This window comes from Nocardia sp. 348MFTsu5.1, assembly GCF_000383535.1.
Taxonomy (GTDB): Bacteria; Actinomycetota; Actinomycetes; order Mycobacteriales; family Mycobacteriaceae; genus Williamsia; species Williamsia faeni.
Genome location: NZ_KB911529.1, coordinates 43788 through 60232, shown reverse-complemented (window position 1 = coordinate 60232; position 16445 = coordinate 43788). Strand labels below are relative to the sequence as shown.

General features: G+C 65.3%; 15 protein-coding genes. 4 read left to right on the top strand and 11 right to left on the bottom strand.

Annotation, left to right across the window (positions count from 1 at the left end):
• Position 1 precedes the first annotated feature (1 nt).
• The 9 genes from H290_RS0126210 to H290_RS0126170 form a co-directional block, all read right to left on the bottom strand.
• Positions 2-640: a TetR/AcrR family transcriptional regulator gene (locus tag H290_RS0126210; protein WP_036520396.1), complete on the bottom strand. Its 639-nt coding sequence runs from the start codon at positions 638-640 to the stop codon at positions 2-4.
• Between the two features lie 132 nt (positions 641-772).
• On the bottom strand, positions 773-1405 hold the full coding sequence (locus H290_RS0126205) for a transglycosylase SLT domain-containing protein (protein WP_020109835.1): 633 nt from the start codon (positions 1403-1405) through the stop codon (positions 773-775).
• A 616-nt stretch (positions 1406-2021) separates the two neighbouring features.
• Positions 2022-3023 (bottom strand): enoyl-CoA hydratase/isomerase family protein, encoded by a 1002-nt coding sequence (locus H290_RS0126200; RefSeq protein ID WP_028463721.1) that lies wholly within the window; start codon positions 3021-3023, stop codon positions 2022-2024.
• A 13-nt stretch (positions 3024-3036) separates the two neighbouring features.
• Positions 3037-4851, bottom strand: a complete 1815-nt coding sequence (locus H290_RS0126195) for an ABC-F family ATP-binding cassette domain-containing protein (RefSeq protein ID WP_020109833.1) — start codon at positions 4849-4851, stop codon at positions 3037-3039.
• Positions 4848-5795 carry a 4-(cytidine 5'-diphospho)-2-C-methyl-D-erythritol kinase gene (locus H290_RS0126190; protein ID WP_020109832.1) on the bottom strand — a complete coding sequence of 316 codons (948 nt, stop codon included), beginning with the start codon at positions 5793-5795 and terminating at the stop codon, positions 4848-4850. The genes H290_RS0126195 and H290_RS0126190 overlap by 4 nt, the downstream gene beginning before the upstream one ends.
• Before the next feature lie 15 nt (positions 5796-5810).
• Positions 5811-6665 (bottom strand): 16S rRNA (adenine(1518)-N(6)/adenine(1519)-N(6))-dimethyltransferase RsmA, encoded by an 855-nt coding sequence (gene rsmA, locus H290_RS0126185; RefSeq protein ID WP_020109831.1) that lies wholly within the window; start codon positions 6663-6665, stop codon positions 5811-5813.
• A gap of 48 nt (positions 6666-6713) precedes the next feature.
• The gene (locus tag H290_RS0126180) at positions 6714-7835 is read right to left on the bottom strand and encodes a resuscitation-promoting factor (protein WP_028463720.1); all 1122 of its coding nucleotides are present in this window, start codon (positions 7833-7835) and stop codon (positions 6714-6716) included.
• A gap of 46 nt (positions 7836-7881) precedes the next feature.
• Complete coding sequence (locus tag H290_RS0126175) at positions 7882-8781, bottom strand: TatD family hydrolase (protein WP_020109829.1); 900 nt, start codon at positions 8779-8781, stop codon at positions 7882-7884.
• Position 8782: 1 nt separating this feature from the next.
• Positions 8783-9628, bottom strand: coding sequence for a PhzF family phenazine biosynthesis protein (locus H290_RS0126170; protein ID WP_020109828.1), 846 nt, complete (start codon positions 9626-9628; stop codon positions 8783-8785).
• A 147-nt stretch (positions 9629-9775) separates the two neighbouring features.
• Between H290_RS0126170 and H290_RS0126165 the strand changes: the two genes are divergently transcribed.
• Complete coding sequence (locus tag H290_RS0126165) at positions 9776-10624, top strand: alpha/beta fold hydrolase (RefSeq protein WP_051122212.1); 849 nt, start codon at positions 9776-9778, stop codon at positions 10622-10624.
• Here H290_RS0126165 and H290_RS0126160 read toward each other — a convergent pair whose 3' ends face one another.
• Positions 10625-11056 (bottom strand): TIGR03668 family PPOX class F420-dependent oxidoreductase, encoded by a 432-nt coding sequence (locus tag H290_RS0126160; RefSeq protein ID WP_020109826.1) that lies wholly within the window; start codon positions 11054-11056, stop codon positions 10625-10627.
• A 60-nt stretch (positions 11057-11116) separates the two neighbouring features.
• Here H290_RS0126160 and metG point away from each other — a divergent pair, with 60 nt between their 5' ends.
• Entirely contained in the window at positions 11117-12670 is a 1554-nt protein-coding gene (gene metG, locus H290_RS0126155) for a methionine--tRNA ligase (protein WP_020109825.1), read from the top strand.
• A gap of 48 nt (positions 12671-12718) precedes the next feature.
• Positions 12719-13921 (top strand): aminodeoxychorismate synthase component I, encoded by a 1203-nt coding sequence (locus H290_RS0126150; protein ID WP_231373841.1) that lies wholly within the window; start codon positions 12719-12721, stop codon positions 13919-13921.
• Positions 13922-13945: 24 nt separating this feature from the next.
• Here H290_RS0126150 and rsmI read toward each other — a convergent pair whose 3' ends face one another.
• Positions 13946-14797 (bottom strand): 16S rRNA (cytidine(1402)-2'-O)-methyltransferase, encoded by an 852-nt coding sequence (gene rsmI / locus H290_RS0126145; RefSeq protein WP_020109823.1) that lies wholly within the window; start codon positions 14795-14797, stop codon positions 13946-13948.
• 25 nt (positions 14798-14822) lie between these two features.
• On the opposite strand from rsmI, the gene H290_RS0126140 reads away from it, so the two are divergent.
• Complete coding sequence (locus tag H290_RS0126140) at positions 14823-16445, top strand: glycosyltransferase family 39 protein (protein WP_020109822.1); 1623 nt, start codon at positions 14823-14825, stop codon at positions 16443-16445.

Genomic DNA, 16445 nt, shown 5'->3' with positions numbered 1-16445 from the left:
ATCATGGCGCCGGCGTCTCTGCCAGGTGCCCGAGAAGCGCGGCCACCGTGGCGTCGATGATGCGTTCGGCAATCACCCGGTCACCGGTGTTGAGGTAGGCCAGCGTCAGGCCGTCGGTCGCTGCGACCACCAGCGGCGCCAGATACTCCGGATCCGTGGCCCAGGTGGCACCCATCGCCGTGGCTGCCGCCTCCAGCGATGTCTGCGCGATTTCGTAGTAGCGGGTGTACAGGCGGGTGGCGAAGTGTTCGAGACCTTTGGTGCGTCGAGCGTATTGGGCGAGTGTGATCATCGCCGCCTCACGCCCGGGGTCGGCGATCACGCTGTCCAGATATGACGTCAGTCCGGCCTTGATCAGCGCACCGATGTCGTCCGGAAGCTTCCACTCGGCAGCGTCGGCGGCCTCGGATGTGTCCGGGGGTGCCAGGGGCGCGATGATCGACGCCTGTTCATCGGAGGTACCCCGGGCGACGAGCTCGGCCAGCAGTTCGTCCCGGGACTCGAATGCGTAGTGAAAGCTCGCGAGGGACATGTCGGCCTCCGCGCAGATCCTGCGAGTGGTCGCCGCTTCCACCCCGTGGTCGGCAATGACCCGGAACGCAGCGCGAACCAGCAGATCACGCCGTACGTCCACCGGCATCCGTGCCACCGCTGCCCCCAGCCCGCTCACGAGTGGGTCAAACGACCCATTGCTTCCCGCGAGCGTAGGCCACAACAACGGCGGGCGCTCGGCAATACGGCGAATCGCAGATCAGCGTCCGCCGCGCGGTCTTTAGTATGCGGAGTTGACGTTGTCCATGGAGCCGTAGTTGTGCGCCGCGTAGTTGCACGCGGCGACGATGTTCGAGACCGGATTCCAGATGTCGAACGCGGTGCCTTCCACATGGTAGGCCGCGAAGGTCGGGTCGATCACCTGAAGCAGCCCCTTGGAGGGGATACCGGCTGCGGCATTCGAGTCATACAGATTGATGGCCTGCGGGTTGCCGGTCGACTCGCGCATGACATTGCGCATGATCCCGTCATAGCTCGCCGGGATGTTGTTCGAGGCCAAGATGTCGAGCGACTGACGGATCCAGCCGTCGAGGTTGTCTTCATACACCGGCGGAGGCGGCGGTGCCGGTACCACGACGACGGGCTCGCGCGCTGCCTTCTGCACCGCGGCCGGAGGTGAAGGCACCACCGGGGACACGGGCGCCGGCACTGACACCGGCGCATTCTCGGTCGTGGCGGGGGCAGGAGTAGTGGCTGCGGCAGGCTGCTCGGCGCTCGCGGGCTCGGCGGTGACGATCGCCCCTGCGGTGATCGTGGCGGCAATCGCCAGCGTGGCGGCGCCCCCGACGATGCGGACGTGGGTGCGTGATGCGCCGACCCGGGCGCGCAAGAGCAATTTCGAAGAAGCGAACATATAACTGGTTCCTGATGTGATCGGTCCGCCTGGCGGCGGGCAGCAGACAACCACCGGGGCGCAACTGCATTCCCCGGGCGAAGTCGGTCATCGCTGACAATGAACTTGTGAAACAAAGGGACGCTGCCGTCCCTGCGCATGCCGCAACCGACCCAATTGGCTCAGGGTCCAGGCGAGAATCGCTCAGGCGGCGACGGTGGCTGTGTCAGCCCCGATAACCGCAACGAAACCGCGGATTGCGCATGCGGGATTTATCCGCATAACTACTCCACTTGATCCGTGTAGCAGACGTTGTGCCTGCCTCGTGGTTGATAACAGATTGATATACGTAGCTGAGAAAAGTCCAATAGAGAATGCCCCGATCGGGCCCTTGCAGCACCTCGTGTTGCCAATGGGGAGACAAGAAAGGCGGTGTGCGCTGCAGATTCTCCGAAAATGCGCAACGTGATCCGTTTCACATGATTCGTCAGCTAAAGCGGGCCTGCCGAGGCCGAAATATCACAAAACGATACAAATAATCCGCGGACAACTCGAAGCCGGTTCGCGTGGAGTTACGCATTCATGGTGTCGAGAATCACAAAGCGGGTAGGAGATTCCGCGTTGTTCTTCCGCCAGATCAACTGATGATGCGGGTGACGAGATCGAGGTCGACGTCGGCCAACTCGGCCGGGCTGAATGCGGCATTGCGGTCTTTGTCCACCAGAACCGCGCGCACACCTTCGACGAAGTCCGGGGTCCGGGTGATCTGCTCGGCCGCGTGGAGCTCACGCTCGAGGCATTCGTCGAGCGTGGATCGCGCCCCGAGTTCGATGAGTGCGGCCGTGACCACCAGGCTGGTCGGCGATGCCGCATCGAGCAGGGCCACGGTCTCCGCAGCCCAGTCGTCGCCGACGGCACCGCGCAATCCACCGACGATCGCGGCCACCGGATCGTCGCTGAAATATTCGGCGATCTTCGCCAGCGGCAACGACGTCGCGGACACCGATTCAGTCCGCCCGGACAGCGCCTGCGCGAGCGGCATCCCCGACCGGATGTCATCGGCGAGGTCACCGAACCCGGCGCTGGGCACGTAGTGGGTCGCCAGACCCACGGCCACCGCGTCGCCGCCGCGCACCCGGGCACCCGTCAGGCCGAGCCACAGACCAACCCCGGAGGGCAGTCGCGGCAGGAAGTGCGTGGAGCCGACGTCCGGCATGAACCCGATAGCCGTTTCCGGCATCGCGATCATCGCCTTCTCACTGACCACCCGGACCTCGCCGTGCACGCTGATCCCTAGACCACCACCGAGCGCGGGGCCGTCGATCAACGCGATGTACGGCTTCGGGAAGTCGGCGACCAACTGATCGAGTTCATACTCCGCACTGAAGTACCGGGTCACGGATGTGTGGTCCCCGGCGAGCACGGCATCACGGATTGCCCGGATGTCGCCGCCCGCGCAGAAGGCCCGGTCGCTCGCCGATGTGACGAGCACGGTCTGCACCTCGGGATTGTCGGCCCAGTCCTGCAGGACGACAAACATGTCGTCGACCATCGTCTGGTCGAGCGCGTTGAGCGCTTTGGGACGATCGAGGATGATCTCGCCGACACCATTGCCAACCCTGGTACGGATGAACGACACCGATTTCTCCTCGTCAGCCGAGCTCTTCGGCAAGTTCCATCCACGACTCTTCAGCCGCTTCACGTTGCGCTACAACAGATTTCAGTTCTACACCCAGTGCGATGAGCTGGTCCTGCGCGGTGGCCGCGTCAGCGAGCTTGGCGTGGATCTCGGCCTCCTGCGCAACAAGGCGCTGCACCTGACGCTCGACCTTCTTGAGCGCCTTCTCCATATCACGCTGTGCACCAGAACCTTTGGCGGGTCCGCCGGCGGAGCCGGAGGTCTTGGCCGAACCTGTCGAGGGTACTGCCGACGCCGAAGCCGGCCCGTTTGCCAGCTTCGTCAGATATTGCTCGATGCCACCGGGCAGATTGGTGAGTTTGCCGTCACCGAACAGCGCCCAGGTGCTCTCACAGATCCGCTCGATCAGGAACCGGTCGTGACTGATGACCACCAGCGTTCCCGCCCAGTTGTCGAGGAGATCCTCGAGCTGTTGCAGGGTGTCGATGTCGAGGTCGTTGGTGGGCTCGTCGAGCAGCAGCACATTCGGTTGCGCCATCAGCACCCGTGTCAACTGCAGTCGGCGACGCTCGCCACCGGAGAGGTCACCCACCGGTGTGCGCTGCCGGGCGGGGCTGAATCCGAGACGTTCGGCCAATTGTCCGGCCGACATGTCCTTGCCACCCAATTCGATATGTCCGGCAACATCTTCGACCGCCTCGATCACCCGCATGCCGACCGGTAGGTCGTCGAGTTCCTGACGCAGCCAGCCGATCGAGACCGTCTGGCCTTCGATGCGTCGCCCCGTCGCCGGCGGCAGTTCGCCGGCAAGGGTCCGCAGCATGGTCGACTTACCCGAACCGTTGACACCCACCAGACCGATGCGCTCGCCCGGCGCCAGACGCCAGGTCAGATCGTCGATCAGGACGCGGCCGTCGGGGGTGGTGAGCTTCGCGTCCTCGAGTTCGATGACGACTTTTCCGAGACGTCGTTTTGCAAAACTGGCCAGCGCCACCGAATCTCGCGGCGGAGGGACATCGGCGATCAGTTTTTCGGCAGCCTGGATCCGGTACTTCGGCTTGGATGTGCGGGCCGGCGGGCCACGTCGCAGCCAGGCAAGTTCTTTGCGCGCCAGGTTCTGTCGGCGTTCTTCGGCGGCATCGGCGAGCCGGCCGCGTTCGGCGCGGGCGTACACCCAGTCGTTGTAGCCACCCTCGTAGCTTTCGACCTTGCCGTTCTGCACCTCCCACGTGGTGGTCGCGACCGTGTCGAGGAACCAGCGGTCGTGGGTGACGACAACCAGGGCACTGCGCCGGTTGACCAGATGGTTGGCGAGCCAGGCGATGCCCTCGAGGTCGAGGTGGTTGGTCGGCTCGTCGAGGATCAGCAGATCGAGTTCCTGCACCAGCGCCGCCGCGAGCGCGACGCGGCGCCTCTGTCCACCCGACAACTCCGTGACCGGGGTGTCCAAGCCGAGCTCTCCAATGCCGATACCGGCGAGCACAGCCCGGATCCGGGCGTCTCCGGCCCATTCGTGTTCGGCGACATCGAGGGGACCGAGGACGATCTGGCCGATGGTCTGGTCGGGAGGCAGGTGTCCCCGCTGGGTCACCACCGCCATCCGCATCCCGGTGCCGCGGGCCACACGACCTTCGTCGGGCGGCTCGATTCCGGCCAGGATCTCCAGCATCGTGGTCTTACCGCCACCGTTGAGTCCGACCACACCGATGCGGTCGCCCTCTTGCACGCCCAGACTCACCGATTCGAGCAGCGGTTTGATGCCGAACGACTTGCTGATCTTCTCGACAGAGATGAGGTTGGCACCCTGCCGTTTTCCGGGCGCGGTCACAGCGGCGCCTCGATCACGCGTGCGCCGCCCACCGGACCGGATGCGGTCCGGACCCCGCGGCAGACGCCCGCACCCGACAACTCGGCAGCGGTGGTCACCGCGGCGGACTCATCGGCGCACAGAAACGCAACCGTAGGCCCTGATCCGGAGACGATTCCGGACAGTGCGCCGGCGTCGACCCCGGCGCGCAATGTTCGGCGCAGAGCCGGGCGCATGGACAGCGCTGCCGGTTGCATGTCGTTGTGTAGCAATGTCGCAACTCTCTGTGGGTCACCCGATGCGAGCGCCTGCAGGAGCTCGTCGGGAGATTCGGTGTAGGTGCCGGTGTCGTCGGCGGACGAGTTCGTCTCGCGCAACCGGTCGAGTTCGCGGTACACCTGCGCGGTACTCAGGCCTTCCTTGGCCACGGCCAGTACCCAGTGGTACTCACCCCGGGACAGGACGGTGTTGAGCTTTTCGCCCCGGCCGGTGCCGAGCGCGGTGCCGCCGCGCAGGGAAAACGGTACGTCGCTTCCCAATTCGGCGGCGAGGGTCAGCATGGTGTCGCGGTCGATGTCGAGGCGCCACAGTCGGGACAACGCCAGCAGCGTGCCGGCGGCGTCGGCCGAGCCACCGGCCATACCCCCGGCGACCGGGATCCCCTTGTTGATGGTGATCGTCACCTCGGGTGGCCGACCGGCAACCCGCGACATCACCTCGGCCGCGCGCCACGCCAGATTGCTCGAGTCGAGCGGGACCTCGCGAACACTGTCCCCCGTGACAACGATCGACAGTTTGCCGGCCGGGGCGACCGAGACGGTGTCGTGCAAGGACAGCGCCTGAAACACGGTGGTCAGCTCGTGATAGCCGTCACGACGGGGCAGGCCGACACCGAGGTGCAGATTCACCTTGGCGGGTACCCGAACCGTGACGGGACGTGGGACAACAGACAACACGATCTCCAAGTCTAAGCGGACCGGCTAATCGAGCTGCGCGGCCAGCGCCACGTAGTCCTCGATGGCCAGGCGTTCACCCCGGAGCCCTGGATCGATGCCGGCGGCGGTCAGCAGGTCCTCGGCGGCCGGGGCCGAACCCGCAAGACCTGACAGTGCGGCACGTAACGTCTTGCGCCGCTGAGCAAATGCCGCGTCGATCACCGAGAAGACACGACGACGATGGGTTTCGTCCACCGGCCATGGCGGCTCGGCGTACCGGTTGATCCGGACCAGACCGGATTCGACCTTGGGTTCGGGCCAGAACACGTGACGTCCCACCGAGCCGGCCTGTGAGACCTCCCCGAAGAACCGCGCCTTGACGCTGGGCACCCCGTAGATGCGCCCGCCGGGACCGGCGGCAAGCCGCTGAGCGACCTCGAGTTGCACCATCACCAACGCGGTGCGAATGCTCGGGAACTCGGACATCAGGTGCAGCAACACCGGCACCGCGACGTTGTACGGCAGGTTGGCGACCAGGGCGGTCGGAGCAGTCGGCAGATCATCCGCGGTGACTCGCAGCGCGTCCTTGGTGACCACGGTGAGCGCATCGGCCTGATCGGGAGCCCGGTTCGCGACGGTGGTGGGCAGTCGCCCGGCGAGTCTGGGATCGATCTCGACGGCGATCACTTCCTTGGCCACCGCCAGCAAACCCAGGGTCAGCGATCCGAGCCCCGGCCCGACTTCGACCACGACATCGTCGTCGCCGATACCCGAGGCGGTGACGATGCGACGCACCGTGTTGGCATCGTGCACAAAGTTCTGGCCGAGGGTCTTGGTGGGGCGGATGTCGAGCTCGGCCGCGAGCTCGCGGATCTCCGCCGGACCGAGCAGCGCGGGCACGTTACTCAGAGTGTTGTCCGCCCACGAGTGCAGTCGCGCTGCGATCGATCAACCGAGTCCGAGTTTGGACGAGCAAGAAGGCCATGCACCCCATCCTTGCGCGGCCTGGGTCTTGCTTGCAATTGCGATCTGTTCCTCGCGGGTCGCGAGGTCGGCGCGGGGTGCGTATTCCTGGCCGCCCCAGCGGTCCCAGGTGTTCTGGTCGAACTGCACGCCGCCGTAGAAACCGTTACCGGTGTTGATGGCCCAGTTTCCGGTGGCCTCACACTGCGCGAGCCGGTCCCAGACCGAACCCGGCGCGACGTACGGCGCGCCCGGCTTGGTGCCCACGGTCACAGTCGCCGGCTTCGGCTCGACCTGCACAAGGGAGTCGAGCTTCTTCTTTTCGGTCTCTTGGCCGTTGACGGTGGTCACCTCATAGGTGACCTGCGCGGAACCGGGCTGGCCGGGATCTTTGACGATCGTGCGACCGGAGACGAGTTCCGGGTCATCGATCTTGTTCTCCGGCGGTGCCACCGGTTCGGTGACGGTCACGGTCTCGGTGCGGATCCGCGTGACGGTGATGTCCATGTTGTTGGTCACCGGTGCGTCGGCAGCCGGGGTGACTTTGTCGGTCGGGGCCAGCGGATTGCCGGTGTCCGCGAGCAGCTCGGCGACGGTCTTCGCCGCGATCTGCGGGGTGGTCGTCTGCGGGCCGTCGGTGAGCTTCACCTTTTTGGGGAGCACGACGTTCACGGTGCCACCGGAGACCGGCAGCTGATCGGTGGCGGGGCCCTCGATGTCATTGGCGTCCGACGCGAGATCGACCTGAGCCAGTGCCTGCTCGACGGTGACCGCGGTGGTCTGGATCTCGCGGGGTTGTCCGTCGACGTTGACCGTCAGCGTTTTGAGGCGGTGCAGCGTGATGGTCTCGCCGTCATCCACGCCGTTGTCCGGTGCCGGCAGCACGAGGTCGCCGTCGGCCGGGTCGTAGCCCTGCTCTTCGAGGATGCTCTCGACCGAGCCCCGCATCGTGGAGACTTGAACCACCTTGCCGTCGACGTCGATCTTGACGTTTTTGTAGGCGGCGATGCCCATCACACCACCGGCGACGAGTACTGCGAGCAGTAGCGCAATGGCGATGCGAGGGGCGCGTGAGGTCGATTCGTTGATACGTGAAAGCACAGACATGATCACAACAAGGTAACGACATGGTGTGGGTTGTGCAAAGCGAACGCTAAAGCTGCAGGTCCAAGCCGTAAGCGCGAATCGCGTTCTTGGTAACAGATTGGGCTAAGGCCTCTGGAGCCTGCCCCCGTACTTCGGCGAGTGCTCGCGCCGTGTAGGGAAGAACGTACGACTGGTTCGGCTGTCCCCGATACGGGTGCGGCGTCAGGAACGGGGCGTCCGTCTCGATCAGGAGCTGATCGTCGGGGACCAGCCGGGCAGCGGCCTGCAAGACGGTGGAGTTCTTGAAGCTCACCGTGCCGGCAAAACTGAGCAGATATCCACGTTCCACACACTCGGCGGCGACCCGTTCGTCCCCGGAGAAGCAGTGCATGATCACCGTCTCGGGCGCACCTTCTCGTTCGAGGACGTCGAGGAGATCGCGGTCCGCCTCGCGGTTGTGGATCATCAACGGTTTGCCGATCCGCTTGGCGAGATCGATGTGCCAGGCGAATGCCTCATGCTGCTGCGGGACCGTCGCACAGTCGTCCGACTTTCCGGGCCAGTAGTAGTCGAGACCTGTTTCCCCCACCGAGACGACGCGGGGGTCGGTGAGCATCTCTTCGAGTTCGGCCTTGGTGGCGTCGTCGAGTTGATGCGCATGGGTCGGGTGCAGCGCGACGGCGGCGTACGCCCGCGAATCCCACCGCGCCGCGTCCACGGCCCAGCGCGCGTCGATGATGTCGTCGGCGACCGTCACCACCGCGCGAACACCGACCGCCTCTGCGTGGTCGAGGATCTTCCGCACCGACTCCGCGTCACGCCCACCACAGGCGGCCAGATGTGTGTGGGAGTCGATCAGTGGGATCAACGCCTCGGGATCGGGGGGTGGCGTCCGCCGGCGCTCCTTCTTGAGCTCCTTGTTGCTCTTCTCGTCACTGGTCTTGTCCGGGGCAGCCTGATCTGTCATGTCAGAGTTCGACCTCGCCGGCGATCACCGTCGTGCTGCGGCCGCCCACCCAGATATCGGTGTTGTCGTCGGTGATGAGGACTCGGCCGGCCCGGTCGAGTGCAGCGCCCTGCGCCGCGACGTAGGTCGACGGCGCGATTTCCTGTCCGCGCAGCCAGCACGCGAGGCCGGCGTTGAGGCTGCCGGTCACCGGATCCTCGGGCACACCGATACCTGGAGCAAAAGCCCTGACCTCGTAGTCCGGTCGATCATGCGGTCCCGTATCGCCGAGGTACGGACCGATGAGACCGACCTTGAAGTCGCCCAGGGCGGCGAAGTCCGGTTCGATGCCGAGTACCTGGTGCCCCGTTGCCAGCAGCAGCCCGATCCAGCCGGGTCCGTTGTCCACCCAGTTCGCCGCGACAACATCGGACGGCCGCAAACCCAGTGCCTGCCGGATGGCATCGAGGTCCGCAGCATCGACCTCACCGGACCGGATCAGTGGGGGCGCCGCAAACGCGAGGGCGCCGCCGTCGTGGCGAATACTGACCAACCCGACGCCACATTCCTGAATGATCTTCTCGCCCTTGGGCTCACCGCCGGCCTGCAGCCAGGCGTGCGCCGAGCCGAGAGTCGGGTGACCGGCGAAAGGCAATTCCCCACCCGGTGTGAAGATCCGGAGGAGGTAGTCCGCCGCCGGATCCGACGGGGTGCAGACAAACGTGGTCTCGGACAGATTGGTCCATCGCGCAAACGTGCGCATCTGGTCATCGGTGAGGCCGTCGGCGTCGAACACCACGGCAACCGGATTGCCGGTCAGTGGCCCGGACACGAACACGTCGACTTGCTGGAACGGACGGGGAGGCATGTGGTGGATTGTGCCTGCCCGCCCCGGCGGTGGCCAATGGACATCGAAAGCGCTGCGCACAGGTCCACTAAGGTTCGGGTTGTGACCGAGATCAATCACCGGGTGGGTATCGAGCAGGTCGGCGACATCAGGATCGCCTATGAGGACATGGGTGACCCCGATGACCCCGCCGTGCTGCTGATCATGGGCCTCAGTGCCCAGCTGACGTTCTGGCAGACCGCTTTCTGCATGAACATCGTCGATCAGGGCTACCGGGTCATCCGGTTCGACAACCGTGACATCGGGCTCTCGACGCACCTGGACGGCGTCAAAGTCGGCGGTTCGCTGCTCAAGCGGCTGGCGAACCACGAACTCGGGAAGCCCAGCGATGTGCCCTACACCCTGGTCGACATGGCCGCAGATGCCGTCGGACTGCTCGACGCCCTCGAGATCCGTCAAGCCCACATCGTCGGCGGTTCGATGGGCGGGATGATCGCCCAGATTCTGGCCGGCAAGTACGCCGACCGCGTGTTGTCGCTGGGGATCTTGTTCTCCAGCACCAACCAGGCATTCCTGCCGCCGCCGGATCCCCGCAAACTCAAGGCGTTGTTGTCGGGTCCGGGCAAGGGAGCCACCCGCGAGCAGTACATCGAGACCGCCGCGCAGGCCGCGCGCACCATCGGCAGCCGGAAGTTCGCGCTGCCGTGGGAAGAGTCGGTGCGCCGTGCGACCCTCGCCTACGACCGTGCGCACGATCCGGCCGGCATCGTGCGTCAGTCGGCCGCCGTGATGGGGACCGGCAGTCTCAAGCCGTACGCAGTCGCCATCACCGCGCCCACGGTTGTCATCCACGGCAGCGCGGACGGTCTGATGCGCCCCTCGGGTGGCAAGGCGATCGCCCGGGCGGTGAAGGGGTCGAAGTTCGTCCTGATCAAGGACATGGCCCACGACATCCCCGAACCACTGTGGCCACAGATCATCTCGGAGCTGACCGAGAATTTCAGCCGCGCCACCTAGTCACGAGCGATCAGATGCACTCCAGGCCGCCCACTTGGTCACGTTTACCGCGATGACGGGGCCGTCGAGCGAAACACTGCGGTACTGAGCATATTTGGCACGCAGGAGTTCATAGGCCCGATCCACCAGGGCGCCGGCGGTATGGATTGATGCCTGACCGTCGGCGCGCACCCACCACAGCTGCTCCCAGGTTTCTGAATACTCGTCGACCAGCAGACAGACCTGGGGATTCGCCTCGATGTTCGCCAGCCGCCGCAGCCGTTGGGTGGACTTCGGTTTGCCGTCGACGGCCGTATATATCGTCTGTTCGTCGACGGCGAAAACGACCGGGACCAGGTGCGGACTACCGGCGGCAGACACGGTTGCCAGTCGCGCCGACCGGGCCGTGGCGAATCGCTCGGCACTCACGCGCGTTCCGGTCACGTCACCCATACCGGGCAACTGTAGTGCCGAGTCCGCGCCGGAAGGTTCTCCCGATAAGCTGTCGTCACCATGGCTTCTGCAACAAAACCGCCGTTCTACATCACCACGGCCATCGCATACCCCAACGGGGCACCGCATATCGGGCACGCCTACGAGTACATCTCTGCCGACACGCTGGCGCGATTCAAGCGACTCGACGGCCACGAGGTGCTGTTTGTCACCGGCACCGACGAGCACGGCCAGAAGATGCAGCAGACCGCCGAGAACGAGGGCGTCGAAACCCGCGCGCTGGCCGATCGCAACTCGGCCGCCTTCCGCGAACTCCAGGAGATGCTGGGCAGCAGCTTCGACCGGTTCATCCGCACGACCGACGCCGATCACCACGTCGCATCCCGTGCCATCTGGGAGCGGATGAAGGCGAACGGCGACATCTACCTGGACAAGTTCTCGGGCTGGTACTCCGTCCGCGACGAAGCGTTCTACGCCGATTCCGAACTGACCGTGCTCGAGGACGGCAGCCGGATCGCCACCGAGAGCGGTACGCCCGTCGACTGGACCGAAGAGGCCTCGTACTTCTTCCGCCTCTCGGCGTATCAGGACAAACTCCTCGCGCTCTACGACGAGCATCCGGAGTTCATCGGACCGGCCACGCGCCGCAACGAGGTCTCCAGCTTTGTCCGCGGCGGCCTCCGCGATCTGTCGATCTCACGCACCACCTTCGACTGGGGTGTGAAGGTGCCCGGCGACGACGGCCACGTCATGTACGTCTGGGTCGATGCGCTGACGAACTACCTCACCGCTGCCGGCTTCCCCGACGTCGACTCGGAGAAGTTCAAGAAGTTCTGGCCGGCCGACCTCCATATCATCGGCAAAGACATCATCCGGTTCCACTGTGTGTACTGGCCCGCGTTCCTGATGAGCGCCGGGATCGAGTTGCCCAAGCGCGTTTTCGCCCACGGCTTCCTGCTCAACAGCGGCGAGAAGATGAGTAAGTCGCTGGGTAACGTTGTCGACCCCGCCACCCTGATCCGCGAATTCGGACTCGACCCGATCCGGTTCTTCTGTCTGCGTGAGGTGCCCTACGGTCAGGACGGGTCATACAGCCACGACGCGATAATCTCGCGCGTGAATGCCGACTTGTCCAACGAACTCGGCAACCTCGCCCAGCGCACGCTGTCGATGGTCGGCAAGTACTTCGACGGTGTGCTCCCCGCCCCGGTGAACCTCACCGACTCGGATAACGAGTTGCTGGCGAAGGCCGATGGGCTGCTCGACCGTGTTCGTACCGAATTCGACCAGCAGGCAATCCATTCCGCGCTCGAGAAGATCTGGGAAGTTCTCGGCGACACGAACAAGTACATCTCGGTCGAAGAGCCGTGGAAGTTGGCGAAAACCGACCTCGAACGCACCGGCACCGTGTTGTACATCTGCGCCGAGGTGGTCCGGATCGCGGCGTTGCTCACGCAACCGGCCATGCCGGATTCGTCATCGCGCCTGCTCGATCAGCTTGTGGTCAAACCGGATTCGCGCAACTTCGAGGCCATCGCGCAGCGTCTCACCGCCGGGACCACCCTCCCCAAGCCGACGCCGATCTTCCCACGCTACGAAGCACCGAAGAGCTGAACGACATGCCCGGGCTGCCCACCACCAACGCAGATCGGGGCGGGCGGTGTGTTGCGCAGCATTGAACTCGGCAGCGCAACGGCCCCGGATGTGCTGCGGGCGCTCGACTTCCACACGCGTCGGGTGGGCCTGCCCGGTCCGGCTGCACTGATCGGAGATTGGCTCGGCGCCGATGCCGTCATCGCGCCCTCGATCACGGTGACCGAGGGCGGCACGGTTCCCGACCACCCGGATCAGTTCTGGTTCGGGTACCTGGGTTTTCCGGATCGCGCCGGCGACGGCCCGCTTCCGGCGGCAGCGGGTGGATCGACGGACGCCATCCTGCATCAGGATCGTCTGGGTACCTGGTGGTGGACGTCGGTCACCGGTCAGCCCTGTCCTGATTGGGTTCGAGCAGCGCTCGGCGAGAATCACCACCGTGATTGGTCCGTGCGCTGGTCGCCGCCACAGCAGACACCGCACGTCGCAGCGATCGAGGACTGCCTCGACGCCATCCGCGCGGGTGAGGTGTACCAGGCCTGCATCTGCACGCGGTTCACCGGGCAGGTCGAGGGATCGGTCGCACACTTCTACGCCGACGGGGTCGATGTCACCCGGCCCAGGAAATCTGCTTTCCTGCAGGGTGATTGGGGTTCGGTGGTGTCGTTCTCACCGGAGACGTATCTGACCAGACACGGATCGGTGGTCCGGTCGAGCCCCATCAAGGGGACACTTCCGATCGACCTCGACCCGAGGCAACTGCTCGACTCCGCCAAAGACGTGGCAGAGAACATCATGATCGTCGACCTGGTCCGCAATGACCTCGGCCGCGTTGCCGTCCCGGGTACGGTCACGGTCACCGAATTGCTGAAGGTTCACCCGGCGCCGGGCGTCTGGCATCTGGTGTCGACGGTGCAGGCCACGCTCGGCCAGGCGGTTACCAACGGCGAACTCATCGATGCAACATTTCCCCCCGCCTCGGTCACCGGAACACCCAAAATACGTGCCCGCCAACTACTTTCCGACTGGGAGCAATTTCCGCGCGGCGTGTATTGCGGCGCCATCGGGGTGGCTGCCCCCGACGGCGACCTCGACCTCAACGTCGCGATCCGGACGGTCCAGGTGTCACCGGACGGATCTGCCCATCTCGGGGTCGGCGGCGGCATCACCATCGACTCGGACCCGGCGAGTGAGTGGCAGGAGTGCCTGGACAAAGCCGCCGCGATCATCGGTCTGCGCCCCCGGACCGATCAGATCCACGTCGACGACTGATCCGATCGGGTCTGCCATCCGTCGCTATTCGACCGAGCGTGCGGCCAGCACCGCTTCATAGAGTTCGCGTTTCGACGCGCCGGAGCGCAGCGCCAACTGCGCGCAGGCCTCTTTCAGCCGCGTACCCGAGGCCACGAGTTCTTCGGCCTGAGCCACCAGGTCGTCGATATCGGGTTCTCCGGCGACCGCGCCCTCGAGGACCACTGTGATCTCCCCGCGAACACCGTCGGCGGCCCACAACGCCAGCTCTGCCAACGTCCCGCGGCGCACTTCCTCATATGTCTTGGTGAGTTCGCGGCACACCGCTGCCCGGCGATCGGGTCCGAGTACCTCCACCGCGTCGCCGAGGCATTCGGCGAGCCGGTGTGGCGCCTCGAAGAACACCGCCGTGCGCGGCTCCTCGCGATAGGCCGACAACCACGTCTTGCGTTGTCCCGGCTTGCGCGGTGCAAAGCCGTCGAAGCAGAACCGTTCGACCGGCAGTCCGGACAAAGCCAGCGCTGTGGTCACCGCAGAGGGGCCCGGCAGGCACGTGATCTTCAGCTGCGCCTCGATACAGGCCACCACCAGCCGGTAGCCGGGGTCGGACACCGACGGCATCCCCGCGTCGGTGATCACGAGCACCGTTGATCCGGACCGCACCTCCTCGACCAGAGCGGGCGTCCGCTGCGCCTCCACCTGGTCGTAGTAGCTCACGACCCGCCCGGTGATCGTCACACCGAGGCCCGCGGCCAGGGCCCGCGCCCGGCGGGTGTCTTCGGCGGCGACCACATCTGCACTGGCCATCGCCTCCCGCAATCGGGGTGAAGCGTCGTCGAGATGACCCATCGGGGTCGCTGCGAGTACCAGTTGGCCGTGCGGTTCCGGAGAGTTCATCACCACACAGCCTACGATTGGCCCCGTGACGTTCTCCCCGCCGCTCGAGATCTCCACGCCGGAGGACTCGGTCAACACCCGCCGGATCCCGGGAGAACTCCCCGGAACCTATGCCGAAGACCTCGGCAATACCCCGGCCAAAGCCCGCAGTGTGCCGGCCCCGGTGTTCGGCGCCACCGACCGTAGGCGTGGCTGGATCGTCACCCTGATCCTCACCGCGATCGGTGCGCTGACCCGTTTCATCAACCTCGGCACGCCCACCGACAAGGGCACACCGGTCTTCGACGAGAAGCACTACGTGCCGCAGGCCTGGCAGGTCCTCACCGGCGACAACTGGCTCGAGGACAACCCCGCGTACGGCCTGGTGGTGCATCCACCGGTCGGCAAATGGATGATCGCCATCGGCGAGTGGATCTTCGGCTACGACGCCTGGGGCTGGCGTTTCATGTCCGCGGTATGCGGGACGCTGATGATCCTGGTCGTCATCCGGCTGGTCCGCCGGCTCAGCCGGTCGACCCTGGTCGGCGCGATCGCCGGCGTGCTGCTCATCTGCGACGGCGTGACCTTTGTCGCATCCCGCACCGGTCTGCTCGACATCTTCCAGATCTTCTTCGTGGTCGCGGCGCTCTCCTGCATCGTGTGCGATCGCGACCAGATGCGGGCCCGTATGCACAGGGTCCACCTCGAAGGCCGGATGGCCGATTCGGTCTACGGCCCCCGATTGGGTTTCCGGTGGTGGCGTTTCGGCGCGGCCATCCTGCTCGGCCTGGCCTGCGGAACCAAGTGGTCGGGCATCTACTTCGTCATGTTCTTCATCGTGCTGTCGCTCGGTTTTGATGTCGCGGCGCGGCGCGCGTACGGGGTCCGGCGGCCGTGGCGCGGCGTCCTGGTGCGCGATCTCGTGCCCACCGGGTTCTCACTGGGTGTCACGCCGATCCTGGTCTACCTCGCCACTTTTGCCCCGTGGTTCGCCTCCGAGACGGCCGTCTACCGATACGAGGTCGGCAGGAAGATCGGGACCGGCGGGCCGTTCACCTGGGTTCCCGATGCCCTGCGCTCGCTCTGGTACTACGAGTCGGGCGTACTCGACTTCCACTCGCACCTGACCAACTCCGCCGGCAACCATCACCCCTGGGAATCGAAGCCGTGGACGTGGCCGATGAGCCTGCGCCCGATGCTGTACTACATCGAATACGGCCCCGATAAGTGCGGTGAATCGGACTGCGTTCGCGCGATGATGTTCATCGGCACCCCCATCCTGTGGTGGCTGGCGCTGCCGATGCTCGCCTGGGCGCTGTGGCGTATGTTCATCCGGCGCGACTGGCGGTACGCGGTGGTCCTGACCGGTTACGGCGCCGCATTCCTCCCCTGGTTCGGCAACCTCGACCGTCAGATGTACTTCTTCTACGGCACCGCGATCGCACCGTTCCTGATCATGGGCCTGGCATTGATCATCGGTGATGTGCTGTCAGCGAGCCGAAGAGCACGCAAGAACCCCTACGAGTGGCGACTCGTCGGTGCGGTCGGTGTCAGCATCTACATCGGACTCGTGGTGCTGAACTTCATGTGGATGTGGCCGATCCTCACCGGATCCCCGATCAGCCGAGAACTCTGGAACATGCAGATCTGGCTCCCCAGCTGGTCCTAA